At 71.3% G+C, this 26,130-nt stretch carries 25 protein-coding genes, 5 tRNA genes and 2 pseudogenes; 11 read left to right on the plus strand and 21 right to left on the minus strand.

The features are described from left to right. Positions 1–28 precede the first annotated feature (28 nt). Positions 29–1,743 (minus strand): annotated as a pseudogene (locus tag KGS77_RS09270) (DAK2 domain-containing protein). Positions 1,744–2,027: 284 nt separating this feature from the next. Here KGS77_RS09270 and rpmB point away from each other — a divergent pair. Further along, positions 2,028–2,213 carry a 50S ribosomal protein L28 gene (gene rpmB / locus KGS77_RS09275; RefSeq protein ID WP_030287328.1) on the plus strand — a complete coding sequence of 62 codons (186 nt, stop codon included), beginning with the start codon at positions 2,028–2,030 and terminating at the stop codon, positions 2,211–2,213. A 126-nt stretch (positions 2,214–2,339) separates the two neighbouring features. On the opposite strand, the gene thiD is transcribed toward rpmB, so the two are convergent. Both thiD and KGS77_RS09285 read right to left on the minus strand, forming a co-directional pair. Continuing rightward, positions 2,340–3,182 carry a bifunctional hydroxymethylpyrimidine kinase/phosphomethylpyrimidine kinase gene (thiD, locus tag KGS77_RS09280; RefSeq protein ID WP_242580196.1) on the minus strand — a complete coding sequence of 281 codons (843 nt, stop codon included), beginning with the start codon at positions 3,180–3,182 and terminating at the stop codon, positions 2,340–2,342. Between the two features lie 100 nt (positions 3,183–3,282). Further along, positions 3,283–4,253: pseudogene (locus tag KGS77_RS09285) on the minus strand (thiamine-phosphate kinase). Positions 4,254–4,411: 158 nt separating this feature from the next. Between KGS77_RS09285 and KGS77_RS09290 the strand changes: the two are divergent. Further along, positions 4,412–4,645: an Lrp/AsnC ligand binding domain-containing protein gene (locus KGS77_RS09290; RefSeq protein ID WP_242580198.1), complete on the plus strand. Its 234-nt coding sequence runs from the start codon at positions 4,412–4,414 to the stop codon at positions 4,643–4,645. 9 nt (positions 4,646–4,654) lie between these two features. Beyond that, a complete protein-coding gene (locus tag KGS77_RS09295; protein ID WP_242580200.1) occupies positions 4,655–5,167 on the plus strand; it encodes a DUF3515 domain-containing protein in 513 nt (170 codons plus the stop codon). Positions 5,168–5,259: 92 nt separating this feature from the next. Here KGS77_RS09295 and KGS77_RS09300 read toward each other — a convergent pair whose 3' ends face one another. The 3 genes from KGS77_RS09300 to KGS77_RS09310 form a co-directional block, all read right to left on the minus strand. Next, positions 5,260–6,411: a D-alanine--D-alanine ligase family protein gene (locus tag KGS77_RS09300; RefSeq protein WP_242580202.1), complete on the minus strand. Its 1,152-nt coding sequence runs from the start codon at positions 6,409–6,411 to the stop codon at positions 5,260–5,262. A 255-nt stretch (positions 6,412–6,666) separates the two neighbouring features. Further along, positions 6,667–7,668: an NAD(P)H-dependent glycerol-3-phosphate dehydrogenase gene (locus KGS77_RS09305; protein WP_277994207.1), complete on the minus strand. Its 1,002-nt coding sequence runs from the start codon at positions 7,666–7,668 to the stop codon at positions 6,667–6,669. Continuing rightward, on the minus strand, positions 7,665–8,468 hold the full coding sequence (locus KGS77_RS09310) for a lysophospholipid acyltransferase family protein (protein WP_242580204.1): 804 nt from the start codon (positions 8,466–8,468) through the stop codon (positions 7,665–7,667). Before KGS77_RS09310 ends, KGS77_RS09305 begins: the two co-directional genes overlap by 4 nt. Positions 8,469–8,608: 140 nt before the next feature. On the opposite strand from KGS77_RS09310, the gene cofC reads away from it, so the two are divergent. Then, positions 8,609–9,304 (plus strand): 2-phospho-L-lactate guanylyltransferase, encoded by a 696-nt coding sequence (cofC, locus tag KGS77_RS09315; protein WP_242580206.1) that lies wholly within the window; start codon positions 8,609–8,611, stop codon positions 9,302–9,304. On the opposite strand, the gene KGS77_RS09320 is transcribed toward cofC, so the two are convergent. The 5 genes from KGS77_RS09320 to leuC all read right to left on the minus strand — a co-directional run bounded on the left by KGS77_RS09320 (position 9,285) and on the right by leuC (position 12,938). Next, entirely contained in the window at positions 9,285–9,506 is a 222-nt protein-coding gene (locus KGS77_RS09320) for a hypothetical protein (RefSeq protein ID WP_242580207.1), read from the minus strand. The two genes, cofC and KGS77_RS09320, sit on opposite strands and share 20 nt — an antisense overlap. Positions 9,507–9,706: 200 nt before the next feature. Next, a complete protein-coding gene (locus KGS77_RS09325; protein ID WP_242580208.1) occupies positions 9,707–10,399 on the minus strand; it encodes an HU family DNA-binding protein in 693 nt (230 codons plus the stop codon). 125 nt (positions 10,400–10,524) lie between these two features. After that, the gene (locus KGS77_RS09330; RefSeq protein ID WP_242580209.1) at positions 10,525–10,770 is read right to left on the minus strand and encodes a hypothetical protein; all 246 of its coding nucleotides are present in this window, start codon (positions 10,768–10,770) and stop codon (positions 10,525–10,527) included. 135 nt (positions 10,771–10,905) lie between these two features. Next, a complete protein-coding gene (gene leuD / locus KGS77_RS09335) occupies positions 10,906–11,499 on the minus strand; it encodes a 3-isopropylmalate dehydratase small subunit (RefSeq protein WP_242580210.1) in 594 nt (197 codons plus the stop codon). 5 nt (positions 11,500–11,504) lie between these two features. Beyond that, positions 11,505–12,938 carry a 3-isopropylmalate dehydratase large subunit gene (gene leuC, locus KGS77_RS09340; protein ID WP_242580211.1) on the minus strand — a complete coding sequence of 478 codons (1,434 nt, stop codon included), beginning with the start codon at positions 12,936–12,938 and terminating at the stop codon, positions 11,505–11,507. A gap of 172 nt (positions 12,939–13,110) precedes the next feature. Between leuC and ndgR the strand changes: the two genes are divergently transcribed. After that, positions 13,111–13,827, plus strand: a complete 717-nt coding sequence (gene ndgR / locus KGS77_RS09345; RefSeq protein ID WP_242580212.1) for an IclR family transcriptional regulator NdgR — start codon at positions 13,111–13,113, stop codon at positions 13,825–13,827. Positions 13,828–13,909: 82 nt separating this feature from the next. Here ndgR and KGS77_RS09350 read toward each other — a convergent pair whose 3' ends face one another. Then, positions 13,910–14,398, minus strand: a complete 489-nt coding sequence (locus tag KGS77_RS09350; protein WP_242580213.1) for a DUF4188 domain-containing protein — start codon at positions 14,396–14,398, stop codon at positions 13,910–13,912. 86 nt (positions 14,399–14,484) lie between these two features. Between KGS77_RS09350 and KGS77_RS09355 the strand changes: the two genes are divergently transcribed. Continuing rightward, positions 14,485–15,132, plus strand: a complete 648-nt coding sequence (locus tag KGS77_RS09355) for a MerR family transcriptional regulator (RefSeq protein WP_242587378.1) — start codon at positions 14,485–14,487, stop codon at positions 15,130–15,132. Between the two features lie 69 nt (positions 15,133–15,201). Here KGS77_RS09355 and KGS77_RS09360 read toward each other — a convergent pair. From KGS77_RS09360 to KGS77_RS09380, 5 genes are all read right to left on the minus strand, one after another. Next, positions 15,202–15,274: transfer RNA gene (locus KGS77_RS09360), tRNA-Glu, on the minus strand. A gap of 37 nt (positions 15,275–15,311) precedes the next feature. Beyond that, positions 15,312–15,383 (minus strand) — tRNA-Gln (locus KGS77_RS09365). A 16-nt stretch (positions 15,384–15,399) separates the two neighbouring features. Beyond that, positions 15,400–15,472 (minus strand) — tRNA-Glu (locus KGS77_RS09370). A gap of 63 nt (positions 15,473–15,535) precedes the next feature. Beyond that, positions 15,536–15,608: transfer RNA gene (locus tag KGS77_RS09375), tRNA-Glu, on the minus strand. 41 nt (positions 15,609–15,649) lie between these two features. Next, positions 15,650–15,721, minus strand: a tRNA-Gln gene (locus tag KGS77_RS09380). Positions 15,722–16,030: 309 nt separating this feature from the next. Here KGS77_RS09380 and KGS77_RS09385 point away from each other — a divergent pair. Further along, the gene (locus KGS77_RS09385) at positions 16,031–16,321 is read left to right on the plus strand and encodes a hypothetical protein (RefSeq protein ID WP_242580215.1); all 291 of its coding nucleotides are present in this window, start codon (positions 16,031–16,033) and stop codon (positions 16,319–16,321) included. 90 nt (positions 16,322–16,411) lie between these two features. On the opposite strand, the gene KGS77_RS09390 is transcribed toward KGS77_RS09385, so the two are convergent. From KGS77_RS09390 to KGS77_RS09405, 4 genes are all read right to left on the minus strand, one after another. After that, complete coding sequence (locus KGS77_RS09390) at positions 16,412–16,993, minus strand: Uma2 family endonuclease (protein WP_242587379.1); 582 nt, start codon at positions 16,991–16,993, stop codon at positions 16,412–16,414. 162 nt (positions 16,994–17,155) lie between these two features. Continuing rightward, positions 17,156–18,652: a glutamate--tRNA ligase gene (gene gltX, locus KGS77_RS09395; protein ID WP_242580216.1), complete on the minus strand. Its 1,497-nt coding sequence runs from the start codon at positions 18,650–18,652 to the stop codon at positions 17,156–17,158. After that, the gene (locus KGS77_RS09400; protein WP_242580217.1) at positions 18,645–19,406 is read right to left on the minus strand and encodes a fumarylacetoacetate hydrolase family protein; all 762 of its coding nucleotides are present in this window, start codon (positions 19,404–19,406) and stop codon (positions 18,645–18,647) included. Before KGS77_RS09400 ends, gltX begins: the two co-directional genes overlap by 8 nt. A 164-nt stretch (positions 19,407–19,570) precedes the next feature. Further along, positions 19,571–19,771, minus strand: coding sequence for a hypothetical protein (locus tag KGS77_RS09405; protein ID WP_242580218.1), 201 nt, complete (start codon positions 19,769–19,771; stop codon positions 19,571–19,573). A 662-nt stretch (positions 19,772–20,433) separates the two neighbouring features. Here KGS77_RS09405 and KGS77_RS09410 point away from each other — a divergent pair. The 4 genes from KGS77_RS09410 to KGS77_RS09425 all read left to right on the plus strand — a co-directional run bounded on the left by KGS77_RS09410 (position 20,434) and on the right by KGS77_RS09425 (position 25,868). Then, positions 20,434–24,366 carry a nitrate- and nitrite sensing domain-containing protein gene (locus KGS77_RS09410; RefSeq protein ID WP_242580219.1) on the plus strand — a complete coding sequence of 1,311 codons (3,933 nt, stop codon included), beginning with the start codon at positions 20,434–20,436 and terminating at the stop codon, positions 24,364–24,366. 9 nt (positions 24,367–24,375) lie between these two features. After that, on the plus strand, positions 24,376–24,789 hold the full coding sequence (locus KGS77_RS09415; protein WP_093485348.1) for a roadblock/LC7 domain-containing protein: 414 nt from the start codon (positions 24,376–24,378) through the stop codon (positions 24,787–24,789). A gap of 97 nt (positions 24,790–24,886) precedes the next feature. After that, positions 24,887–25,297, plus strand: a complete 411-nt coding sequence (locus tag KGS77_RS09420) for a DUF742 domain-containing protein (protein ID WP_242580220.1) — start codon at positions 24,887–24,889, stop codon at positions 25,295–25,297. Next, positions 25,278–25,868 carry an ATP/GTP-binding protein gene (locus KGS77_RS09425; protein WP_242580221.1) on the plus strand — a complete coding sequence of 197 codons (591 nt, stop codon included), beginning with the start codon at positions 25,278–25,280 and terminating at the stop codon, positions 25,866–25,868. The genes KGS77_RS09420 and KGS77_RS09425 overlap by 20 nt, the downstream gene beginning before the upstream one ends. The last annotated feature ends 262 nt before the right edge of the window (positions 25,869–26,130 follow it).

The raw sequence follows: 26,130 nt of genomic DNA on the forward strand, positions 1-26,130 counted from the left end.
GGGGCGCCGCAAGCGCTGTCCGGCAGCGCTATTCGACGCCGATGAGCAGGGGCGGCGAGCCCTGGCCGCCTTCGTAGACGACCGTGTCCACCGCGAGGTGGTGCTCGCGTACGTACTTCTCCAGGTGCCCGGCCAGGTCGTCGGGGCGGTCCCCGCCGAGCACGAAGGTGACCATCTCCCCGCCCGCGGAGAGCATCCGGTCCAGCACCGTCCTCGCGGTACCGGCCAGGTCGGAGCCGATCACCGCCACGTCGCCGTCGATCAGCCCCAGGACGTCACCGGCCTGGCAGATCCCGGCCATCGTCCAGGACTGCCGCTCGGCGACGGCCAGCTCCGCGTAGCGGGTGGCGCCCGCGGCGGCGGTCATCGCGACCACGTCCTCGTCGAAGCTGCGGGCCGGTTCGTGGACGGCCAGCGCCGCGATGCCCTGGACGGCTGCCCGGGTGGGGATGAGCGCGACCCGTACGCCTTCGGTGCGGGCCTGCTCCGCCGCCGCGGCGGCGGTGTGCCGCAGGCCGGGGTCGTTGGGCAGCAGCATCACCTCGCGGGCCCGGGCCTGCCGGATCGCCTGGACCAGTTCGCCGCTGGCGGGCGGCTCCCCGGGGCGTACGGACACCACGGTCGCGCCGGCCTCGGCGCACAGCCCGGCCAGCCCCTCCCCCGGCACCACCGCGACCACCGCGCGCGCCGCCTGCTCGGGCGCCGGTTCCCGCTCCCGGCCGCCGTCCCCGAAGTGGGTGATGCGGATGCGGTGCGGGCGGCCCGCCTCGATGCCCGCCTCGACTGCCGCCCCGGCGTCGTCCACATGGACGTGGACGTGCCACAGCCCGTCGCCGCCGACGACGACCAGGGAGTCGCCCAGGCCGTCCAGCCGTGTGCGCAGCCGTGCCACGGCACGGTCGTCGGCCTCCAGGAGATAGATCACCTCGAACGCGGGGCCCGGGCCCGGGTGGGCGCCCCGGTGGCCAGCACCTTCCTGGCAGGAGCCCTGGTGCCCGGCGTCCCCGTGGCCCGTGCGGTGCGTACCGCACGCTTCCAGGGCGGGGGCGTCGGCCCGTACGGGGAGCGCCGCCGAGGAGACCTTCCCGCCGAGCGCGTCGGCGAGCGCCCCGAGGAGCACGACCAGGCCGCAGCCGCCCGCGTCCACGACGCCCGCCCGCCCGAGGACCGCAAGCTGCCCGGGGGTCGCTTCCAGGGCCTTGCGCGCGCCGGTGTGCGCCGCCCGCGCCACCTCCCCCACGCCCCCTCGGACTCCTGCGCGGCCTCGGCGGCGGCCGTGGCGACCGTCAGCACCGTGCCCGGCGCGGGGTGCGCCACGGCCTCGTACGCCGACTCCGCCGCCCGCCGCAGCGCCCGTTTGAGCGCTCCGGCGTCCGCCCCGCCGCCGTCCGTCAGCTTTTCGGTCATGCCCCGCAGGAGCTGGGCCACGATCGTCCCGGAGTTGCCCCGGGCCCCGATCAGGGCGCCGTGGGCCATCGCGCCCATGACGTCGGCCGGCGTGGGCGCGGTCCCCGAGGCGGCGTGCCCGTCGAAGGCGGCCTCCACCGCGCGGGCCGCGGACTCCAGCGTCAGGTAGAGGTTGGTGCCGGTGTCGCCGTCCGCCACGGGATAGACGTTGATCGCGTCGATCCGCTCGCGGTCCCGGCCGAGCGCCTCCAGGGCCAGGGCGCACCACGTACGCACCGCTTCGGCGTCGAGCGTGTGCGGCACCGTCGTCCTCCTTGGGCCAAAGGTCCGGATCATGAGCCCCCGGTCCGGCCCGGCGGCGGCCCCGCACACGGGCCCTGGCCCGGGCCCGGTCGGTGAATGCACCGCACAGTAGTCGCGGGCGGGCGCCGGCGGGGCGGCGGGCCCGGGCGGGAGCCGGAGCGCTCATGGTAGTTTCGTTCTACGGGAGCGGTCGTTGTATGCTGCTCCGGTTGCCCGATGCGAATCGGGCCATTCCTCGCCCTGGCGAAGCCGGTCGGTCAATGCACTCGGCTCGTCGGGATTTACCGTAAGTGCATCTGAAGTCTTTGGAGTGACCCGTGGCTGCCAACTGCGACGTCTGCGGCAAGGGGCCGGGCTTCGGCAAGAGTGTCTCGCACTCGCACCGCCGTACCAACCGTCGTTGGAACCCCAACATCCAGACGGTGCGTGCAGTGGTCGAGCGCACGCCGAAGCGGCTCAATGTCTGCACCTCGTGCATCAAGGCCGGCAAGGTCTCGCGCTGACGCTCGTCGTAGCGCAGCCCAGCCGGTTGCTTCGAAGGCCGGTCCATCTCGGGATGGACCGGCCTTCTTGGCTTTCCGGCGCGTACGGGCCCGAGGTGCCCGCCCGGCCCCCCGTACGGGCTCCCCTCAGCCCAGCCGCCACCCGTGGTGCACCGGACCGATGCCCGCCCCCAGCCGGAAGCCGGCCGCGATGGCGCCCGTGACGTAGTCCTTCGCCGCCGCGACGGCCGCCGGGACCGAGTCGCCCTTGGCGAGCTGCGCGGCGATCGCGCTCGCCAGGGTGCAGCCCGTTCCGTGGGTGTGCCGGTTGTCCTGGCGCGCCGCCCGCAGCCAGTGCTCCTCGGTGCCGTCGGTGAGCAGGTCGACCGCGTCTCCCTTGAGGTGGCCGCCCTTGATCAGCGCCCAGCGCGGGCCGTACTCCAGGACCGCGGCGGCGGCCCGCCGCAGGCCGGCCTCCTCCTGGACCCGTACGCCCGTCAGCCAGGCCACCTCGTCCAGGTTGGGGGTGGCGACGGTGGCCGTCGGCAGCAGCTTGGTACGGACCGCCTCCAGCGCGGCGGCGGACAGCAGCGCGTCGCCGTGCTTGGAGACCCCGACCGGGTCGATCACGACCGGCGCCCGCACCCCGGCGAGCAGGTCCGCGACGGTCTCCACCAGTTCCGGCGAGGCGAGCATGCCGGTTTTCACGGCCTGCACGCCGATGTCGTCCACGACGCTGCGGAACTGGGCGTACACGGCCTCGGCGGGCAGCTCCCAGACGCCCTGCACGCCCAGCGAGTTCTGGGCGGTGACGGCGGTCAGCACGCTCATGCCGTGGGTGCCCAGCGCCAGCATCGTCTTCAGGTCGGCCTGGATGCCGGCGCCGCCGCCGGAGTCGGACCCGGCGACGGTCAGGACGCGGGGCGGCGCGGACGGCGACGGCTGTGGTGAAGGCGGTGCAGGCTGTGCGGGCGAGGCGGATGTCGGCATGCCGATGAATCTACTCGGCGGCGCCCGCCGGGCAGCCGGCGCCCGCCGGGCAGCCGGCGCCCGCCGGATACGCGGCGCCCGGAAGCCGGGCGCCGGGCGGTTACTCCTCGCCCTCGCCGTTGTCCCCGAAGTGGTCCCACCCGGCCGCGATCCACGGCGCCCCGTCCACCGTGACCTGCGGCAGCGCCGAGGGGTTGAGCACCTCGCCGATCACCTTCCAGCGGGCGGGCAGCTTCACCTCGGGCGGGAAGGTCGCCACGATCGCGTGGTCCTCCCCGCCGTTGAGCACCCACTGCATCGGGTCCACGCCCACCGCCGTACCGATGTCCGACATCTGTGTGGGGATGTCGATGCTCGCGGACCGCAGGTCGATACGGACCTTGCTGGCCTCGGCGATGTGCCCGAGGTCGGCGACCAGCCCGTCGCTGACGTCCGTCATGGCGGTGGCGCCGAGCCCGGCGGCGGCGGGGCCCGCGTGGTACGGCGGTTCCGGGCGGCGGTGGGCCTCCACGAAGGCGCGCGGGGAGCGGAAGCCGCGGGAGAGGACGGCGTGGCCGGCGGCGGACCAGCCGAGCCAGCCGGTGACCGCGACGACGTCCCCGGGCTGGGCGCCGGAACGGGTGACCGGCTCCTGGTTGCGCAGGTCCCCCAGGGCGGTGATGGCGACGGTGATCAGCTCGCCCCGTACGACGTCGCCGCCGACCACGGCCGCGCCCGCCACCTGGCACTCGTCGCGCAGCCCGTCCATCAGCTCCGTGGCCCAGGTCGCGGGCAGTTCGGCGGGGACGACCAGGCCCAGCAGGATCGCGGTCGGGACGGCGCCCATGGCCGCGATGTCGGCGAGGTTCTGGGCCGCGGCCTTGCGGCCCACGTCGTAGGCGGTGGACCAGTCGCGGCGGAAGTGCCGCCCCTCCAGGAGTACGTCCGTGCTGGCCACGACCCGCCGGTCCGGCGCGGTGATCACCGCGGCGTCGTCCCCCGGACCGATGCGTACGGCCGGGTGGAGGTGAGCCGGGAGGTGAGCTCCCTGATCAGCCCGAACTCCCCCAACTCGCCCACGGTGCCCTTCATGCTGTTGCCCTTCCGATGCGTACGGAGGATCCGTACTCCGCTGACCACTGCGCCGTTCCCGCCGCGTTCACCGCGCGGGTCTCCCCGCTCCGCCCGGTGACGCGGTACCGTGGCGTCCCTTCTTCCCACATGATCCTCGTAGCCGCCCTGGAGGTCCCGTGGTACAGGCGTACATCCTGATCCAGACCGAGGTCGGCAAGGCGTCGGCCGTAGCGGAGGTGATCGGCAAGCTCCCCGGCGTGATCCAGGCCGAGGACGTCACCGGTCCGTACGACGTCATCGTGCGCGCGCAGGCCGACACGGTGGACGAGCTCGGCCGCATGGTGGTCGCCAAGGTCCAGCAGGTGGACGGCATCACGCGCACCCTGACCTGCCCGGTGGTCCATCTCTAGCTCCCCCGTATGCTCGGCCGGGTGACCTCTGCGCCTCGCCGGACCCTGACACTGCCGCTGCTCGCCGTGCTGTTCACCGCGGTGGGGTGCGCGGCACAGCGCCCGGCGGTGCCGGTTCCGACACCGCGGGGCGACTCCGTACGGCACTGCCGGGCACTCCACAAGGAACTTCCCAAGACCCTCGACGGGGCCGGGCGGGGTACCGCCGAACCCGCCTCGGACTTCACCGCCGTGTGGGGCGATCCCGCGGTGCGGCTGCGCTGCGGGGTACCCAAGCCCGAGGTGCTGACGCCCGGGAGTGAACATTACAACCCCAATGCCGACGCGGCGGAAGTCAACGGCGTCGAGTGGCTCTTCGAGAAAGAGCGTGACCAGGACAAGAACGACATCGGTTACCGCTTCACGACCGTCCTGCGCAAGACGTACGTGGAGGTCACCGTGCCGAAGGAGCACGCCCCCGAGGTCAATGTGCTCACCGACCTCGCGGACGCGGTCAAGAAGACCATCCCGGCGGGCGTCTGAAGAGCCGCCTTTGGCCCCGGAGACCCGCGTACGGACCCGGTCCCGCGCCGCGGCGGTCCCAGGCCCGCACCTCCCCCTTACGGGCGGACGCCTCAGCGCAGGCCCGTTGACCGGCGCAGCGCCGCCTGCACGAGCCGGTCGATCAGCTCCGGGTAGCTCACGCCGCTCTCCTGCCACATCCGCGGGTACATGGAGATGGGCGTGAAGCCGGGCATCGTGTTGACCTCGTTGATGACGAACTCGCCGCTGTCCAGCAGGAAGAAGTCGGCGCGCGCCAGCCCCTCGCAGGACAGCGCCTCGAAGGCGCGTACCGCCAGTTCCTGGACGCGTGCGGTCTGCTCCGGCGTCACCGGGGCCGGCACGATGCCGGTGGCCGAGTCGATGTACTTGGCCTCGAAGTCGTAGAAGGCGTGGTCGGTGACGGGCGGGATCTCGGCCGGGACGCTGGCCCGCGGCCCGTCCTCGAACTCCAGGACGCCGCACTCGATCTCCCGGCCCCGCACCAGCGACTCCACCAGCACCTTGGGGTCGTGGCGGCGGGCCTCCTCCAGCGCCGCGTCCAGGTCCTCCACGCGGCCGACCTTGGTGATGCCCATGGAGGAGCCGGCCCGGGCGGGCTTGATGAACAGCGGCCAGCCGTGCTCCTCGGCGAAGGCCACGATCTTGGCGCGGGCGGCGGCGCCCTTCTCGCCCTCGGGGCCCTGCTCCCATTCGCGGGGGCGGATGACCTCGTACGGGCCGACCGGCAGCCCGTAGGAGAGGAAGACCCGCTTCATGTACTCCTTGTCCATGCCGACCGCCGAGGCCAGCACGCCCGAGCCCACATAGGGGACGCCGGAGAGCTCCAGCAGGCCCTGGAGGGTGCCGTCCTCGCCGTAGGGGCCGTGCAGCACGGGGAAGACGACGTCGACCTCGCCCAGCGCCTTGGGCACCGAGCCGGGCTCGGTGTAGACGATCTCGCGGCTGGTCGGGTCCACGGGCAGGACCACGCCGCCCTCGGTCGCGTCGGCCAGTTCGGCCACGCTCGGCAGCCGGCGGTCGGCGATGGCCATCCGCTCGGGCTCGTCCGCGATCAGCGCCCAGCGGCCGTCGGTGGTGATGCCGATCGGCAGCACGTCGTACTTCTCGCGGTCGATGGCGCGCAGGACGGCGCCCGCGGTCACCACGGAGACGGCGTGCTCGGAGCTGCGACCGCCGAACACGACGGCGACGCGGGGCTTGTGGGAAGAAGTCTCGCTGCTCATATCGCGATGAGGGTACCTGCTGGGCGGGGCGGACCGAACGCCGCGGCGGTCTCCGCGCCCTTGTGCGCCCCCGGGAGACCCGGTGAGCGCTTCGCAGGTGCTCCTGGAGTGCTCTCGCATGCTCGTGGAGGGCTTCGCGAGCACGCCGGAGCGTTCCTCGGGCGCCGTACGGGTGCGGCGGACACGCCGGGAGACGCCCCGTACGGCCCAAAGGGCGGCCCGGCAGCCCCCGCGGACAGCCCGCGTCCGCAGCGCTCAGTGGCGCTCGGGCTTGGCGCTGCGCGACATCAGTTCCTTCAGCGCCACCATCGGCGGCTTGCCTTCGTGCACGATGCCCACGACCGTCTCGGTGATCGGCATGTCGACCCCGTGCCGGCGGGCCAGATCCAGTACGGACTCACACGACTTGACGCCCTCGGCGGTCTGCTTGGTGACCGCGATGGTCTCCTGGAGCGTCATGCCGCGGCCGAGGTTCGTGCCGAAGGTGTTGTTGCGGGAGAGCGGCGAGGAGCAGGTGGCGACCAGGTCACCCATGCCGGCGAGCCCGGCGAAGGTGTGCGCGTCGGCGCCCATCGCCAGCCCCAGCCGGGTCGTTTCGGCCAGCCCGCGGGTGATCAGGGACGCCTTGGCGTTGTCGCCCAGCCCCATGCCGTCCGCGATGCCCACCGCCAGCGCGATGACGTTCTTGACCGCGCCGCCCAGCTCGCAGCCCACCACGTCGGTGTTGGTGTACGGGCGGAAGTAGGGGGTGTGGCAGGCGCTCTGGAGGCGCCGGGCCACCGACTCCTCGGCGCAGGCGACCACCGCGGCGGCGGGCTGCCGGGCGGCGATCTCCTTGGCGAGGTTGGGGCCGGTCAGCACGGCGACCCGCTCGGCGGGGGCCTTGGCGACCTCCTCGATCACCTCGCTCATCCGCTTGGCGGTGCCCAGTTCGACGCCCTTCATGAGCGAGACCAGGACCGTGTCGGCGGGCAGCAGCGGCGCCCATGCGGCGAGGTTGCCGCGCAGCGTCTGCGAGGGGACGGCCAGGACGGTGAATTCCGCCTCCCGCGCCGCCTCGGCCGGGTCGGTGGTGGCCCGTACGGACGCGGGGAGGAGGACACCCGGGAAGTAGTCCGGGTTGGAGCGGCTGTCGTTGACGGCGTCGACGACCTCCGCGCGGCGGCCCCACAGGGTCACCTCGCAGCCCGCGTCGGCGAGCACCATCGCGAAAGCGGTGCCCCAGGACCCCGTGCCGTACACGGCGCAGCGTGTCACTTGCCTTCATCCTCCTGTGCCTTCGGGTCCGGTCCGGGCGGTGTCCCGTTCGGGGCCTGCGAACCCTTGCTCTCACGGCGCCGGGCGGCGACGGCCTTGCGGTGGTCGTACGGCTCGGCGGGCGCCGGCTCCTGACGGACCTCGGCGAGCAGCCCGGTGATGTCGGCCATGATGCGGTCGGTCACCGCGCGCAGCACCTCGGCGGTGGGTTCCTTGCCGTAGAACTCGCTCAGGTCGACCGGCGGGCCGGCCTGGACCCGCAGGGTCTTGCGCGGGAAGAGCCGCAGCTTCTTCTCCTTGGCGTAGGGCGGCATCACCTCGTTGGCGCCCCACTGTGCCACGGGAATGACCGGCGCCTTGGTGAGCAGGGCCACCCGCGCGGCACCGGTCTTGCCCTGCATGGGCCACATGTCCGGGTCGCGGGTGAGGGTGCCCTCGGGGTAGAAGGCGACGCATTCGCCCTTGTTGATGGCCTCGACGGCGGCCCGGAAGGCGACGGCGGCGTCGGCCGATTCCCGGTACACGGGGATCTGGCCCGTACCGCGCATCATCAGACCGACAAAGCCGCCCTTGAAGAGGCCGGACTTGGCGAGGAATCGCGGGACCCGTCCGGTGTTGTACTGGTAGTGCGCATAGGACAGCGGATCGAGATACGAGTTGTGGTTGATGGCCGTGATGAATCCGCCGTCGGCCGGAATGTTCTCCATTCCCCGCCACTCCCGCTTGAACAGAACCAAGAGCGGCGGTTTACAGATGACCGCGGCCAAGCGGTACCAGAAGCCGATTCTGCGGCGGGACACTGGAACACCCTCCTTGTGGGACCTGCTGAGCTGCTGCGACCCGGCAGCCGCACAAGTGTCGCCCCAGGTACCCGCTATGTCGAGAACACCGTAACCCCGCGACTGCCGCACGGCGGTGATGGCGGGTGAGAATGAGACCGATGCGAAGAGACCGAGCGGACGTGGGCTGGAGCCTGGTGGTGCCGCTGAAACCGCTGGTGCGGGCCAAGAGCAGGCTGTCCCCGGCCGCCGGTGAGGAGTTCCGGCCCCGGTTGGCGCTGGCATTCGCCCTGGACACCGTGGCCGCCGCGCTGGCCTGCGGGTCCGTATGCGATGTGGCGGTTGTCACGGACGATCCGCTGGCCGCCGGGCACCTTTCGGCACTGGGGGCGCGTATTGTCCCGGACACTCCCGGCGAAGGTCTCAACGCCGCGCTGGCCCATGGGGCGGGCGCGGTGCGCGCCGAACGCCCCACGGCCCCCGTCGCGGCGCTGAACGCCGATCTTCCTGCGCTGCGGCCGGCGGAACTGGAACGCGTACTGGCCGCCGCCTCGGCATTTCCCCGCGCATTTCTCGCGGATGCGGCGGAAATCGGCACCACACTGCTGGCGGCGGCTTCCGGCGTGGAATTGGCACCGGCTTTCGGCGGGCCGTCCAGGGCCCGTCACCTGGCTTCCGGAGCGCACGAAATCATTTCGGCCCACGTGCCGTCGGTCCGCCGGGACGTGGACACCGCGGCGGATCTGCGGGCCGCGCTGGAACTGGGCGTGGGCCCGCACACCGCCCGGCACGCGGCCTTTCTGCGGGCCGGCGCGCTGCGGCCGGACGCGCCGGGAATCAGAACGTCTGGAGCGTGACGAGCACGATCCGGCGGCTTTCGGGGGTTTCCCCGGCGTTCTCGGCCGGGGCGACCTCGATCCGTACGCGCTGGCCGGGCCGCAGCAGCCGCAGGCCGCCCGCGTCGAAGGCCGCCGCGTCGAAGGGCAGCGGGGTGCCGTCGTCGAGCAGCACGCTGCCGGTGCGGGTCTGGGCGTCGTAGGTGTACGCGGTGGCCTGCATACGGCAAAGCCTAGGGCACCGTTGCGGACACCGGTTCGTACGGGACCGGGCCCGCGGGCTCCTGCGGGACGTCAATTCGTGCGAAATGCGGGCTGTGTATATGAACGCGCACCCGAAGAATATGAACAAGGGCCCGAACGCACCGCGGGCCGGGCTCCCCGGAGGGAGTCCGGCCCGGCGCGTGGCGTCGCCGCCGCCGATTACCGCTTGCGGGCGGTGGTCTTCTTGGCGGTGGTGGTCTTGCGCGCCGTGGTCTTCTTGGCGGGGGCCTTCTTGGCCGTCGCCTTCTTCGCGGGCGCGGTCTTCTTGGCGGTGGTGGCCTTCTTCGCCGCGGTGGTGGTGGCCTTCTTCGCCGGTGCGGCCTTCTTCGCGGCCGTCTTGGTGGCGGTCGCCGTCTTCTTCGCCGGCGTCGCCTTCTTGGCGGTGGTGGCCTTCTTCGCCGCCGTGGTCTTCGCCGCCGTCGTGGTCTTCTTCGCCGGCGTCGCCTTCTTGGCGGTGGTGGCCTTCTTCGCCGTGGCCTTCTTGGTGGCGGCCTTGGCGGTCGTACGGGTGGAAGAACCGCCCGACAGGCTGCCCTTGGGTGCCTTCTTGACGGCCACGTCGTTCTTCGGGAGCTTCTTGGAACCGCTCACCAGGTCCTTGAAGCCCTGACCCGCGCGGAAGCGGGGCACCGAGGTCTTCTTGACCCGCACGCGCTCACCCGTCTGCGGGTTGCGGGCGTACCGGGCCGGCCGGTCGACCTTCTCGAACGAACCGAAACCGGTGACCGATACGCGGTCGCCGCCGACAACGGCACGGACGATTGCGTCCAGTACCGCGTCCACCGCGTCCGCGGCGTTCTGGCGGCCACCGAGCTTGTCGGCAATGGCCTCTACGAGCTGCGCCTTGTTCACGTCTTCCCCTTCGGAGACATTGCTGGAACGAAAGTGTTCAAGCTTTTTCGCACGTTAGGCAGATATATACCGCAAATCAAACACGAAACGGGCTAATCACCCTTGTGCCGCAACGAACTCGACCTTCACGGACTTCCATCGGCATGCACGTCTTCGGGAAAGCGACCCGCGTCCAGGTCGTCCATGAAGCACTCCAGACGCCTTGCCGCGTCTGCCAGATCGTGTTTTGCCGCGGCCGTGATGACGAGCAGCTTCCGGGACAGCGCCATACGTACGCCCTCCGGGACTTGCAGTGTCCGCACCCGTGTGTGTGCGTCCTTGAGCCGGTCGGCGACGAGACCGTAGAGCTTGAGTTGGTCGTCGCGTTCCATGCGCTAATTGTGCCATCTGCGGCGAGTTGTCGCTTCACGGGGCCTCAACAGCGCCCTCCACACGCCGATGCGCCCCCTGCCAACTAGCCAGGGGGCGCATCGTACGCAATAAGGCTTTGAGCCAAAAGCCCGAGGTCAGACCACTACCGTACGCGGCTTGAAGGACGGCCTGCGCGCCTCGTACGCCGAGATGGCCGCCTCCTCCCGAAGAGTGAGGCTGATGTCGTCCAGGCCCTCCAGCAGCCGCCAACGGGCGTTCTCGTCCAGTTCGAAGCCGGCCGTCACGCCCGGGGCCCGCACCTGGCGCCCGACGAGGTCGACGGTCACCTCCGCCGTCGGGTCCTCCTCGGCCAGGTCCTGCAGCCGCTCCACGGTCTCCTGCGGCAGCACGACCGTCAGCAGGCCGTTCTTGAGGGAGTTGCCACGGAAGATGTCGGCGAAGCGCGAGGAGATGACGGCCTTGAAGCCGTAGTTCTGCAGCGCCCACACCGCGTGCTCGCGCGAGGAGCCCGTACCGAAGTCCGGCCCGGCGACCAGGACGGTGGCGCCCCGGTGCCGTGGCTGATTCAGGACGAAGGCGGGGTCCTTGCGCCACGCCTCGAAGAGCCCGTCCTCGAAGCCGTCGCGGGTGACCTTCTTGAGCCAGTGCGCCGGGATGATCTGGTCGGTGTCGACATTGCTGCGCCGCAGCGGGACCGCCCGGCCGGTGTGGGTGGTGAAGGCTTCCATCGTTCTCAGACTCCCGCGGGCTCGGTGACGTCGGCGGCGGACAGGTCGGCCGGCGAGGCCAGGTGTCCCAGGACGGCGGTGGCGGCGGCGACCTGCGGCGAGACCAGATGCGTACGGCCGCCCTTGCCCTGACGCCCCTCGAAGTTGCGGTTGGAGGTGGAGGCGGACCGCTCGCCGGGCGCGAGCCGGTCGGGGTTCATGCCCAGGCACATCGAGCAGCCGGCGTGCCGCCACTCGGCGCCCGCCGCGGTGAAGACCTTGTCCAGGCCCTCCTCGACGGCCTGGAGGGCGACCCGTACGGAGCCGGGGACCACCAGCATCCGTACGCCTTCGGCCACCCGGCGGCCCTGGAGGACGGCGGCGGACGCGCGCAGGTCCTCGATGCGCCCGTTGGTGCACGAGCCGACGAAAACGGTGTCCACCGCGATGTCGCGCAGCGGCTGACCCGCCGTCAGACCCATGTATTCCAAGGCCCTTTCGGCAGCCAGGCGCTCGGAGGTGTCCTGGTACGAAGCCGGGTCGGGAACCGCCGCCGAAAGGGGTGCGCCCTGCCCGGGGTTGGTGCCCCAGGTGACGAACGGGGCCAGCGAGGAGGCGTCGATGACGACCTCGTGGTCGAAGACCGCGTCCTCGTCCGTGCGCAGGGTCCTCCAGTACGCGAGCGCGGCGTCCCACTCGGCGCCCTCGGCCGGGGCGTGGTCGCGGCCCTTGAGGTAGGCGAAGGTGGTCTCGTCGGGGGCGATCATCCCGGCCCGGGCGCCCGCCTCGATGGACATGTTGCACACGGTCATCCGGGCTTCCATCGAGAGCTTCTCGATGGCCGGGCCGCGGTACTCGATGACGTACCCCTGGCCGCCGCCGGTGCCGATCTCGGCGATGACGGCCAGGATCAGGTCCTTGGCCGTGACGTCCTGGGGCAGTTCGCCCTCGACGGTGACGGCCATGGTCTTGAAGGGGGCCATCGGCAGCGTCTGGGTGGCGAGCACGTGCTCGACCTGGCTGGTGCCGATGCCGAAGGCCAGGGCACCGAAGGCGCCGTGGGTGGAGGTGTGGCTGTCGCCGCAGACGACGGTGGTGCCCGGCTGGGTCAGTCCCAACTGCGGTCCCACCACGTGGACCACACCCTGCTCCACATCGCCCAGCGGGTGCAGCCGGACGCCGAACTCCGCGCAGTTCTTGCGCAGCGTCTCCAGTTGCGTGCGCGAGACCGGGTCGGCGACGGGTTTGTCGATGTCCAGGGTCGGGGTGTTGTGGTCCTCGGTGGCGAGCGTCAGGTCCGTACGGCGCACCCGGCGGCCGGCCTTGCGCAGCCCGTCGAACGCCTGCGGGCTGGTGACCTCGTGCAGCAGGTGAAGATCGATGAAGAGCAGGTCGGGTTCGCCTTCGGCGCGCCGGACGACATGGTCGTCCCAGACCTTTTCCGCGAGTGTGCGTCCCATCGCTTTCCCTCCGGCCGGCCGCGTCGCCGGCCCAACTCGGCAGTGTGCGCAGGCCCGTGTCCCTCGTCCCGGACGGTGCGCCGGGCCCCGGTCGAGGGCCGCCACTACAGATTGACGACTTCCCGGGAAATTTGAACTTGCGTTTCATACTGTGAGACGCGAGTATCGTTGCATGGACAACTCTAGCGGCGTCGGCGTTCTCGACAAGGCAGCTCTGGTACTGAGCGCTCTGGAGTCCGGTCCGGCCACCCTCGCCGGGCTGGTCGCGGCGACCGGGCTCGCACGGCCCACGGCCCACCGGCTGGCCGTGGCACTGGAACACCACCGGATGGTGGCGCGGGACATGCAGGGCCGCTTCATCCTGGGCCCGAGGCTCTCCGAGCTGGCCGCGGCGGCCGGCGAGGACCGCCTGCTGGCCACGGCCGGCCCCGTACTGACGCATCTGCGCGATGTGACGGGCGAGAGCGCGCAGCTCTACCGCCGGCAGGGCGACATGCGCATCTGCGTGGCCGCGGCGGAGCGGCTGTCCGGCCTGCGGGACACCGTCCCGGTCGGCTCCACGCTCCCCATGAAGGCCGGCTCGGCCGCGCAGATCCTCATGGCCTGGGAGGAGCCGGAGCGGCTGCACAGGGGCCTTCAGGGTGCGCGCTTCACGGCCACCGCGCTGTCCGGCGTACGGCGGCGGGGCTGGGCCCAGTCGATCGGCGAGCGTGAGCCGGGTGTGGCGTCGGTCTCCGCGCCCGTACGGGGTCCGTCCAACCGCGTGGTCGCCGCCGTCTCGGTCTCCGGACCGATCGAGCGGCTGACCCGCCACCCGGGCCGGATGCACGCCCAGGCGGTCATCGACGCCGCCGCCCGCCTCACCGAGGCGCTGCGCCGCACCGGCTGACGTCACACCCGGCGGCCGGTCCGGCGCCTGCGGCCCCGGCATTTCACCCCTGGCAGGCGAGCCGGTCGGCGGCCCCGGCTTCTCACCCCTTGTAGGCGAGCCGGTCGGCGGCCCGCTCCCCGCGCCGGCCGACCGGGACGGTGCCGTACGCCCGCCCCAGGCCGGACGGCGGCATCGCCACGTAAATGCTTTCGTACGCACCGGCCGGCACGGCGAACGTCTCGTGCCAGATGCCGACCCGCCCCCTGCCGTCCCGCGCGCGCCGGTTGAACTCCGTCCACGCGGGGCGGTGCTCCTTGTCCCGGTCCGCGGCGTAGGCCAGCAGTTTCTCGCGGGACTCCCAGTACTGGACGACCCCGAACGCCCGCAGCCCGCCGCCCAGGGGCCGGATTCCACGCAGCCCCGCCGCCGGGTCCCGCCTCAGCTCGCGCAGCATCCGCGGCATCGCCGCAAGGACGGGCAGCCAACGGTGCACCGCCCATAGCGCGTTGATCCGCATTCCGATCAGGAAGACGACCACTTCCCCCTCGGCCGCCGCGGTGACCCGTCCTTCGATGACCTTGCCGCTCATGGCAACTCCCCTGCCGGTCAGACGTTGGATAGCGACACTATCCATGCTTGGATAGTGACACTGTCCAATGGGAGGCGTCAAGAGACATGCGGCTGTCGGAACTGAGTGAACGCAGCGGGATCACCACCGCCACGATCAAGTACTACCTGCGCGAAGGACTCCTGCCGCCCGGCCGCCGGCTCACCGCCACCCAGGCCGACTACGGCGAGGACCACCTGCGCCGGCTGCGCCTGGTCCGGGCGCTGATCCAGGTCGGGAAGGTGCCGGTGGCCACCGCGCGCGAGGTACTGGCGGCCGTCGAGGACGAGTCGCTGGACCACCACATGCGCCTCGGCGCGGCCGTTTGGGCGCTGCCGCAGGACCCGGGACCCGTCGAGGAGGACCCGGAGACCGCCGCGGCCCGCCGCACGGCGGACGAGCTGCTGCGCCGCCTGGACTGGCGGTACGGGCTTCAGGCGGGGGCGTCCTCCCCCGCATACGCGATGCTGGTGAACGCCATCGCCGCGCTCGCCCGGCTCGGCTATCCGCACGGCGTCGAGAACGTCCTGCCGTACGCCCGGCTCGCCGGCGAACTGGCCGTCGCCGACCTGGACTTGGTGGAGGAGTTCACCACGCCCATCGAACAGGTGGAGGCCGCGGTGGCACTGACCGTGCTGTACGAGCCGGTGCTGCTGAGCCTGCGGCGGCTCGCGGAGGCCGAGGAGTCGCACAAGCGCTTCGGCGCCGGGAAGTAGCGGGGAAGCAGGGGCGCATACGCACCCATACGAAAAGGCCCTCCCAGCAGGGAGGGCCTTTTCTGTGCGTACCCCCGACCGGATTCGAACCGGCGCTACCGCCTTGAGAGGGCGGCGTGCTAGGCCGCTACACAACGGGGGCTTGCTTCGCAGAACCGCAGTCGACCTGCGGTCACGCGCTGGGCTACCAGGACTCGAACCTAGACTAAATGAACCAGAATCACTCGTGCTGCCAATTACACCATAGCCCATGGTGGTTTAGACCAGTACCCCCGACCGGATTCGAACCGGCGCTACCGCCTTGAGAGGGCGGCGTGCTAGGCCGCTACACAACGGGGGCCCTAGCGATCCTTGCATCGTCGCATCCGGGAGCGACCCGAAGGAGACGGAAAGAAAGGATCAGTACCCCCGACCGGATTCGAACCGGCGCTACCGCCTTGAGAGGGCGGCGTGCTAGGCCGCTACACAACGGGGGCCTGGAACTGCTGGATCAAGAAACCTGCGTGGAGATCTCTTGCTGGGCTACCAGGACTCGAACCTAGACTAACTGAACCAGAATCAGTCGTGCTGCCAATTACACCATAGCCCACCGGAACGCAACCCCCGCCAGGGGTCTTGTTCGGCCTGCGCTTCCCGGCCGGACCTCTCGGCCCTCTCGGGCGGCGCAGAAAGAACATTACCCGATGGGGGACGGCGCTCCAAAACCGGTTACCGGCCGCGGCGGCCCGGCACGGCGTACGGGGCCCCACCGGCACGGTTCCCCGAAGGACCGGCACGCTCCGTGACGCCGCGCGACGCCCTTGCCCATCCCTCTTGATCGCTATGCTGTCCGCCGCACCGGGGCGCGCTCATCGCACGCCTTGGCAGGAACACGACGAATGCAACGGGGAGTGACCTCATGCGACGTGCCGCCGCCATCGGCCTGGCCATCGCCGGACTCGGTCTCGGGTCCCTGGCGACCGCCGCGCCGGCGTCCGCCAACGGAACGGCTCCGGCCTGCATCCAGCGCAACGTCTTCACCGCCGAAGGCGAGTACTGGCAGGCCATCATCACCAACAAGTGCAACAAGACCATGCGGGTACGCGTGGTCGGCACGTTCGGCCCCTTCGGCTGCCACAAGCTGAACAAGGGCGGCGCCTACACCCACCGCAGCCGGTGGGGCGACTACAAGCGCACCGAGGTCTGCTGAACCGCCCGGTGAACCGGTTCAACCGGTGAAGGCGCCCTGCTCCTCGTACGGGGAGCAGGGCGCCTTCCGTGGTGCGCGTGAGCGCGGCGGTCAGCGCACCCAGTTCTTCAGCGGCTCGGTGTCCAGTTCGATGCCCACCGGGTCCGGCAGCGTCACCGACTTGCCGAACGGCACGATGCTGACTTGCTCGTACCGCTCGCCGTCCGGCTGGGAGAACACGGCGACCTCGCAGGAGTCGCGATCGATCAGCAGATACACCGGGATACCGGTTTCCGCGTAGGCCCGGGGTTTGTCCTGGCGGTCACGACGGTCGGTGTCGGCGTCGTAAGAAGTGACCTCGACAACCATCAGGGCCGGCTCAGGATCGGCCCAGTCGCCTTGTCCGACGAACGCGTCACTGGGAGCGAGGGTTCCGTCGGGCCGCGCGCGTCCGTGGCGATAGGGCTGAACTTTCAACCCTTGGTCATGCAGCCACAGCTCCGGTCGTGCCTGAAGGCAGATCCGAATCAACCACTGGATGATCCTGCCGTGATCCCCGTCCGGCACCGCCTTGACCCCCATTTTTTCGTTGATGAACTCCAGGCGCAGCCGTTCAGCGCTGTGATCCGCCGTACGGGCGAGTATCTCGAATTCCTCCAGCAGCATCTGCGACCGCTCCGTCATCACCGTCATCTCCGTCGTGGCCGTCCGCTCCATCATGGCCGTCATCTGCATCCCTCCTTCCCTCGTGACGCCATTGTGCCCGTCCCCGGTGACCACCGCCGGATCTTCAACGAAACGGGCCCGGAAGCCGGGTGGCTTCCGGGCCCGTGGGCGCGGTGAGGGCGCGGAGGGTCAGGCGGTGAGCCTGGCCAGGGCCGCGTCGATGCGGGTGAAGGTGCGGTCCTTGCCCAGGACCTGGAGGGACTCGAACAGGGGCAGGCCGACGGTGCGGCCGGTGACCGCGACGCGGACCGGGGCCTGGGCCTTGCCGAGCTTGAGGCCGTGCTGCTCGCCGGCGGCCAGGACGGCCTCCTTGAGCGACTCGGGGCTGGACCAGTCCGCGTCCGCCAGCTTCTCGCGGGCCGTACGGAGCAGGGCGTCCGAGCCCTCCTTCATGGCCTTGTTCCAGGACGCCTCGTCCCGCACCGGCTCGTCCAGGAAGAGGAAGTCCACGTTGTCGGTGATGTCGGACAGCACCGTCAGACGGGTCTGGGCGTGCGGGGCGATCTCCTCGAAGGCCGCGCGGTCGAACGCCTCGGGGCGCCAGGGCGCGTACGGGGCCTTCAGCCAGGGCTCGCAGGCGGCGATGAAGTCCGCCACGTCGAGCTGCCGCAGGTGGGTGGCGTTGATGGCCTCGGCCTTCTTCAGGTCGAAGCGGGCCGGGTTGGCGTTGACGTCGGCGACGTCGAAGGCGGCGACCATCTCCTCCATGGAGAAGATGTCCCGGTCCTCGGCCAGCGACCAGCCCAGGAGCGAGAGGTAGTTCAGCAGGCCCTCGGGGAGGAAGCCGCGCTCGCGGTAGAGGTTCAGGGACGCCTGCGGGTCGCGCTTGGAGAGCTTCTTGTTGCCCTCGCCCATGACGTACGGGAGGTGGCCGAACGCGGGGATCGTGCCGTTGCCGACGCCGATGTCGGCCAGCGCCTTGTACAGGGCGATCTGGCGGGGGGTGGAGGAGAGCAGGTCCTCGCCGCGCAGGACGTGGGTGATCTCCATCAGGGCGTCGTCGACCGGGTTGACCAGGGTGTACAGCGGCGCGCCGTTGGCCCGCACGATGCCGTAGTCCGGGACGTTCTCCGGGGTGAAGGTCAGCTCGCCGCGGACCAGGTCGGTGAAGGTGATCGGCTCGTCCGGCATCCGGAAGCGGACGATGGGGGTGCGCTCCTCGGCCTTGAACGCCGCGACCTCCTCCGGGGTCAGGGCGCGGCACTTGCCGTCGTACCCGGAGGGCTTGCCGGCCGCGCGGGCCGCCTCGCGCCGGGCGTCGAGCTCCTCGGTGGAGCAGTAGCAGAAGTACGCGTGGCCGGCGTTGATCAGCTTGCGCGCGACGTCCTGGTACAGCTCCATGCGCTGCGACTGGCGGTAGGGCGCGTGCGGGCCGCCGATCTCGGGGCCCTCGTCCCAGTCCAGGCCCAGCCAGCGCATGGAGTCCAGGAGCTGCTGGTAGGACTCCTCGGAGTCCCGCGCCGCGTCGGTGTCCTCGATGCGGAAGACCAGGGTGCCCTTGTTGTGCCGGGCGAAGGCCCAGTTGAACAGGGCGGTGCGGACCAGGCCCACGTGGGGGTTGCCGGTCGGCGAGGGACAGAAACGTACGCGGACGCCAGGGTCCGTACCGTTGGGTGCGCTAACCACGCTTGATCACCTTGTTGGTGAGAGTGCCGATGCCTTCGATGGTGACGGCGACCTCGTCGCCGTCGTGGAGGGGGCCGACCCCGGCGGGGGTGCCCGTGAGGACGACGTCGCCGGGGAGCAGCGTCATCGCCTCGGTGATGTGGACGATCAGGTCCTCGACGGAGCGGACCATCTCGCTCGTACGGCCCAACTGGCGTTGCTCACCGTTGACGGTGCACATGATCGTCAGGTCGGCGGGGTCCAGCTCGGTCTCGATCCAGGGGCCGAGCGGGCAGGAGGTGTCGAAGCCCTTGGCCCGGGCCCACTGCTTCTCGCGCCGCTGCACGTCGCGTGCGGTGACGTCGTTGGCGCAGGTGTAGCCGAGGATGACGTCCTTGACCCGCTCGCGCGGCACCTCACGGCACATCCGGCCGATGACGACGGCGAGCTCGGCCTCGTGGTGCACCTCCTGGGAGAAGGAGGGGTACACGATGGGGTCACCGGGGCCGGCCACGGAGGTGGAGGGCTTGAAGAAGGTGACCGGTGCGTCCGGGACCTCGTTGCCCAGCTCGGCGGCGTGCTCGGCGTAGTTGCGGCCGATGGCGACGACCTTGTTGGGCAGGACGGGCGGCAGCAGGCGGACCTTGTCCAGGGGGACCTTTTGGCCCGAGCGCTCGAATTCGGCGAAGGGGTGCCCCTTGATGACGTCGAGTTCGTTGTCCTCGACCACGCCGAAGCCGACGTTGCCGTCGATGGAGAATCTGGCGATGCGCACGGGTTGCCGCTGCCCCTCATTGATCATTGGCCGGAGTTGACGCTCCAGGCTATCGCGGGGGCACGGCCGATCCCTCGTCCATTTACGCGCGGGGCGGCGAAGGCGTGCGCGCGGGGCGCAGGTGGCGTGCCCCGCAGGGAACCGGCCGCCGGCCGCCGGGCGCGTCAGGCGGTGGCGTCCTGCCGCTCCTGCTGGGGGGCGTCCATCAGGACCGTACGGCGGGGGTTGGCGGTCTGCGTCGGCAGTTCGACGGCGTGCTCCGGGGCCTGGGCCGGCGCGGTGCGCAGCTCGTCGGCGTCCTTGAGATGGGCCAGGGTGGTGCGCCGCGGGTTGGCTATGGCGCGGAACATCATCGTGGTCTTCACTGCTGTGTGCCTCGCGTTGTCTAGAGGGGGCCGGAACGGGAACGAAATGACGTTGCCCGGGAGTTCCGTTTGTGGTCCGGTAATTGATCAGCTTGTCGTTCCGGGCAACGATGTAAAGCGTCAGGCTAAGCGCGCTATTCCCCTCGTCGCCCCGGGAAAGTCGGCGATCAACCTGTGAGTTTGCTCACGAAGTGTGTGACAAATGCCGCATTTTTCATGATCAACTACCGTGGGCGAAACGGACATTGACGGATTGAAGCGCACGTTCCGCTCCCGATCACCGCACCTGGGACAGCAGGCACGCGTGAGCGACTCGCGGGCAAAAGTCCGTTATCGACCGGGACATCTTCTACGTGCCGTTACCTGACCCGTACATTCCGTTACGCATGTCTCACCCGGGGGCACCGCCCTTGTTGGAGATCCGGCACTGTGCTGGAATTCCACGGACCGCCGCAGGTTTGAAGCCGGCGCGCAGGGGCGCAGAGGAGCGCCGCGCGGTGGTGCCGCTCTCTCTGCCAGAGAGGGCAGTCCGCCGGTCACTCACGACCGCCAAACGGGGACGAAGATCCCCTTACGACTCGACACCGTCCCGCCGTCAAAGCGGCGGGACGCCTGGTCCAGAGGTTGCGACGCTAGTGCAGGGACGTTTCAAGAGGGATGGCATGGGGTCTCCCCAGGCCCGCCAGGGCCAAGGGGAAGCTGCGGCGGACCCGGAGCTGCGCGGCGGGACCGACCGCGCCTCCTTGCCGCAGCGCGCCCAGGGCAACGGCCCGGAGGACGGCGGCGCGCCGTCCGACCGGAGCGGCCAGACGCCGGGCGGTGAGTCAGTCGACCCCGGCAAGGCCAAGGCGCCGAAGGGCCCCAGCGGCCCCGGCAGCCGAATAGCCATGCGCAACTGGCGCATCAGCACCCGCCTGGTCTCCCTGCTCGCGCTCCCCGTCGTCGCCGCCACCTCGCTGGGCGCCCTGCGTATCACCACGTCGCTGGACGACATGGAGCAGCTCGACAAGATGCAGCTCCTGACCAAGATGACGCGTCAGGCGACCATGCTCGCCGACGCCCTCCAGGTCGAGCGGGACCGCTCGGCGGGCCCGCTCACCATCGGCGGCGAGGGCAACAAGAAGGACGACACCAACGTCGTCGCGCCGCGCGAGGCCACCGACCGGGCCAAGCAGCAGTTCAACAAGGCCACCGGTGACATCCAGCGCGACGACGCGTCCATGGCCGGTGTGCAGGCGACGCTGCTGGACATCGGGCGCCAGCTCAACACGCTCAACGAGATCCGTGCCAACGCCTACGGCGAGAACAACAACGCCGCCCGCACGGTCAGCAGCTACAACCAGCTCATCACCTCCCTGCTCGCCCTCTCCCAGGACATGGCGCAGGCGACGAGCAACCCGGACATGATCCGCAGCACCCGTGCGCTGGCGGCGTTCTCCTCCGCCAAGGAGTACGCGTCGATGCAGCGGGCGCTGGTCAGTGCCGGTCTCGCCCACAAGGGCGGCCCGCAGCTCTCCCCCAACGACCGGCTCGCCGGCCGTACCGCCGAGGACGACGAGAAGGCGGCCCGCGACCGCTTCTCGCAGATCTACACCGGTGGCGCCACCGAGCTGACCAAGGGTCTGGACGGCAACAACGACGAGATCAAGAAGTCCGTCGCCTTCGCGCACCGCTCCTTCGCCAGCGAGACCGGTATCCGCAGCGAGGACTTGAAGTACCTGGACTGGTACGACGCCGACACCAACAAGATCAACGAGATGTCGCGCATCGAGTCCGCCCTGCTGACGCAGATGGAACAGAAGTCGCGTGAGCTGCGGGACGAGTCCACGCAGGACGCGATCATCAACGGTGCGCTGATCCTCCTGGTCCTCGGCGTCTCGCTCGTCGGCGCGTTCGTCGTGGCCCGCTCCATGGTCCGCTCGCTGCGCCGCCTCCAGGACACCGCCCAGCGGGTCGCCCAGGAGCGGCTGCCCGAGCTGGTCAAGCAGCTCTCCGAGAGCGACCCGCAGGACGTGGACACCTCCGTGGAGTCCGTCGGTGTGCACAGCCGGGACGAGATCGGAAAGGTGGCCGCGGCCTTCGACGACGTGCACCGCGAAGCGGTGCGGCTGGCCTCCGAGCAGGCGCTGCTGCGGGGCAACGTCAACGCGATGTTCACCAACCTCTCGCGCCGCAGCCAGGGCCTCATCCAGCGTCAGCTCTCGCTGATCTCCGAACTGGAGTCCCGCGAGGCCGACCCGGACCAGCTCTCCTCCCTCTTCAAGCTCGACCACCTCGCGACGCGTATGCGCCGTAACGGTGAGAACCTCCTGGTCCTCGCGGGTGAGGAGCCGGGCCGCCGGTGGACCCGGCCGGTCCCGCTGGTCGACGTGCTGCGCGCCGCCGCCTCCGAGGTGGAGCAGTACGAGCGCATCGAGCTCAGTTCCGTACCGCAGACCGAGGTCGCCGGCCGGGTCGTCAACGACCTCGTCCACCTCCTCGCCGAGCTGCTGGAGAACGCGACCTCCTTCTCCTCGCCGCAGACCAAGGTCAAGGTGACCGGTCACGCGCTGCCCGACGGGCGGGTGCTGGTCGAGATCCACGACACCGGCATCGGTCTGTCGCCCGAGGACCTCTCCGCGATCAACGAGCGGCTGGCCAGCCCGCCGACCGTGGACGTGTCGGTCTCCCGCCGCATGGGTCTGTTCGTGGTCGGCCGGCTGTCCCTGCGGCACGGCATCCGCATCCAGCTCCGGCCCTCGGACTCCGGCGGCACCACGGCGCTGGTCATGCTCCCGGTCGACGTCGCCCAGGGCGGCAAGAAGCCCGCGCCGCCCACCAAGGGCGCCGGTGAGGGCGGCAACGCCGCGGCCAGCCGGCTCGCCGGTCTCCAGCCGCGCGGCCAGATCGGTTCGGGTCCCGGTGCCCCCGGGCGTCCGGCGCTGCCGGGCCGCGGCGGCATGGGCGGTCCGGGCGGTATGGGCGGCCCCGGCTTCGGCGGCGGCCCGGGCGGCGGTGTCGCCGGTGCCTTCGGTGGCGCGGCGGCCGGCCGGAGCAACGCTTCCGGTGCGGCGCCCGCCAAGGCGGAGCCGCGCGGCGGCGCCCAGCAGCGGCGGCGGTGCCCCGCAGGGGCGGCGGTGCCCGCAGGCCGGTGGCAGGCCGGTGGCCGGCCGGGCGGCAGCCGTGACGCCGGCGGGCGGCCCTCGCTGCCCGTACGCGGTGCCACCCCCGCGCCCGAGACCTCGCAGCCGCCCACCGGCGCGCCGCGGGGCGACGCCGAGCGTCCGCAGCTCCCCTCGCGCGGCTCCACGGCCGAACTGCCCGGCGGACCGGCGGACCAGCAGCCCGGCACCACCACGTGGGGTGCCCGGCGCGAGCGCGGTTCCTCCGACGACTGGCCGACGGCCCCGCGCCAGGCGCAGGACCAGCCGCGCGGCCACGAAGAGCCCGCAGCCACCGAGGGGTACGCCCGGCCGGCGGCCGGCGGTCCCGGTGACACCGCGGAGTTCGCCCGTCCCGACTTCGACGGCCCGCCCCCGGGCGCGGACCGGCCGCAGGCCGCGGACGGCGCCCGGACCGCGGACCGTACCCAGGCCCCGGGCGGCCCGGCCGACACCGGCCGGTTCACCCAGCCGGGCACCGGTCACGGCGGCTTCGGCGACACCTCCGGTCCGGCCCAGCACACCGAGCAGAACACCGGTGCCTTCTCGCTGCCCGCCGACCTCCAGCAGGACCTCCAGCAGGGCTCGCCGCTCGGCGGTCACACCGGCCGCGACACCGGCGAGTTCCCGCGGCCGGACGCAGGCCACGGCGGCTTCGACGCCCCGGCCCGGCCCACCGGGCAGGACACCGGCGCCACCGGCGCGTTCCCGCAGCAGCGGGCCGGCCACGAGGCGTACGACGACGCGGCGCAGGGCACCGGGGAGTTCCCGGCGCAGCCGCAGGACCGCGGCGGCGACGTGCTCGGCGGTGCTCCGGCGGGTCCCGGTGACGGCCGTACGCCGATCTTCGACACCATCGAGTCGGACTGGTTCAACCACCCGGCGTCCGCCGCTGCCGCCGCGGCGGCCGATGCCGCGGAGCACCGGGCCGAGCCGGCCGGGCAGCAGCCCCCGCTGCCCCGTCGCGGGTCGGCCGAGCAGCCTTCGCTGCCCCGCCGTGACGCGACCGGCGGACAGCCGCCGCTGCCGCGCCGCGAACCGGCCGCTCCGGCCGGCCAGCCGGCCGCCCCGTCCGCTTCCCACGGTGCGCCCTTCGGCGCCGGTGCGCAGGCCCCGGCCGGCTCCTCGGAGCAGGAGACGGGCCAGTGGCGCACCTCGGCGAACGACGAGCGCTGGCGGCAGGCGGAGCAGATCCGCCGGCCCGCCGCGGGCGGTGTCACCACTTCCGGACTGCCGCGCCGGGTGCCCCGCGCCAATCTCGTCGCGGGCACCGCGCAGCAGGAGCAGTCCCCCAAGGCCGGTCCGCAGGTCTCGCGTGCGCCCGATGACGTACGCGGCCGGCTGACCAATCTTCGCCGGGGTATCCAGCAGGGCCGTTACCGGGCCGAGGAGAACAACAACTCCTCCACCGGCAACCACGGCGTTGTCGACCCCACTCACCAGCAGGAGCGTTAGTTGAGTCCGATGAGCCAGGCGGCGCAGAACCTGAACTGGTTGATCACCAACTTCGTGGACAACACCCCCGGTGTGTCCCACACGGTGGTGGTCTCCGCGGACGGTCTGCTCCTCGCCATGTCCGAGGGCTTCCCTCGTGACAGAGCCGATCAGTTGGCGGCGGTGGCCTCCGGGCTGACCTCGCTGACCTCCGGCGCCTCCCGCATCTTCGAAGGCGGAAGCGTCAACCAGACCGTGGTGGAGATGGAGCGCGGCTTCCTGTTCATCATGTCCGTCTCCGACGGATCGTCGCTGGCCGTCCTGGCGCACCCCGAGTGCGACATCGGCCTCGTCGGTTACGAAATGGCCCTGCTGGTCGACCGCGCGGGCACCGTCCTGACGCCCGACCTCCGCGCCGAACTGCAGGGCAGCCTGCTGCACTGAAGATCCACCGAACGTCGCCGACCGACCCCCGCCCACCGTGCCGCACCCCCCACCGGCCCAACCCGACGACCGTCAGTTGTCCCGTCCGGAGGACCCCATGACCCCGCCACCCGCCTCGCCCGGCCCGTACGGTGCTTACAGTCAAGCGCCGTACGGGGACGAGGGTGACCAGCCGCTGGTGCGTCCGTACGCCATGACCGGAGGCCGGACCCGGCCGCGCTACCAGCTCGCCATCGAGGCGCTGGTCAGCACGACCGCCGACCCCGCCCAGGTGCCCGGGCTGCTCCCCGAGCACCAGCGCATCTGCCACCTGTGCCGCGAGGTCAAGTCGGTGGCCGAGGTCTCGGCCCTGCTGCACATCCCGCTGGGCGTGGCCCGGATCCTGGTCGCCGACCTGGCGGAGGCCGGGCTGGTGGCGATCCACCAGCCGGGCGGCAGCGGCGAGGCCGGCGGCACGCCCGATGTGACCTTGCTCGAAAGGGTGCTCAGTGGACTTCGCAAGCTCTAACGGCGCCGATGGCGGCGTGAGCCGCTCCACCACCTCCGCGAAGATCGTGGTGGCGGGCGGCTTCGGCGTGGGCAAGACCACGTTCGTGGGAGCGGTCTCGGAGATCAATCCGCTGCGTACGGAGGCCGTGATGACCTCCGCCTCGGCGGGGATCGACGATCTGAGCCAGGTGCAGGACAAGACCACGACGACCGTGGCCATGGACTTCGGCCGCATCACGCTGGACCAGGACCTGATCCTGTACCTGTTCGGCACGCCCGGACAGGACCGCTTCTGGTTCATGTGGGACGACCTGGTACGCGGCGCCATCGGCGCCATCGTGCTGGTCGACACCCGGCGGCTGGCCGACTGCTTCCCGGCCGTGGACTACTTCGAGAACAGCGGCCTGCCCTTCGTCATCGCCCTCAACGGCTTCGAGGGGCACCAGCCGTACACTCCCGACGAGGTGCGCGAGGCCCTGCAGATCGGGCCGGGGACCCCGATCGTCACCACCGACGCGCGGCACCGCAGCGAGGCCAAGAGCGCGCTGATCACGCTCGTCGAGCACGCCCTGATGGCACGGCTGAAGTAGCGGACACCCAGCCGCCCGCCCGGACCGCCGCGGTCCGGGCGGGCGGTCCGCCACGACGAAGTGGCGCTCACTTTTCGGCAGTTGTACGCCGTGCCGGGCGGCGTTAACCGGCCCGGCGCGGGGTCTGTGTCCTTGGACACGCCCGCCCCCGGTGTTCATAACGTTTCGACAGAGAATTCGCCTCCCGTCGACACCCCCCGCGCACGCGCGGTTTCTCTGCGCTCACCATTCCCCCGTCTTTTGACGTGCCTCGCCCTTAACG

Origin of the sequence: Streptomyces sp. MST-110588 (assembly GCF_022695595.1) — a bacterium.
Classification (GTDB): domain Bacteria; phylum Actinomycetota; class Actinomycetes; order Streptomycetales; family Streptomycetaceae; genus Streptomyces.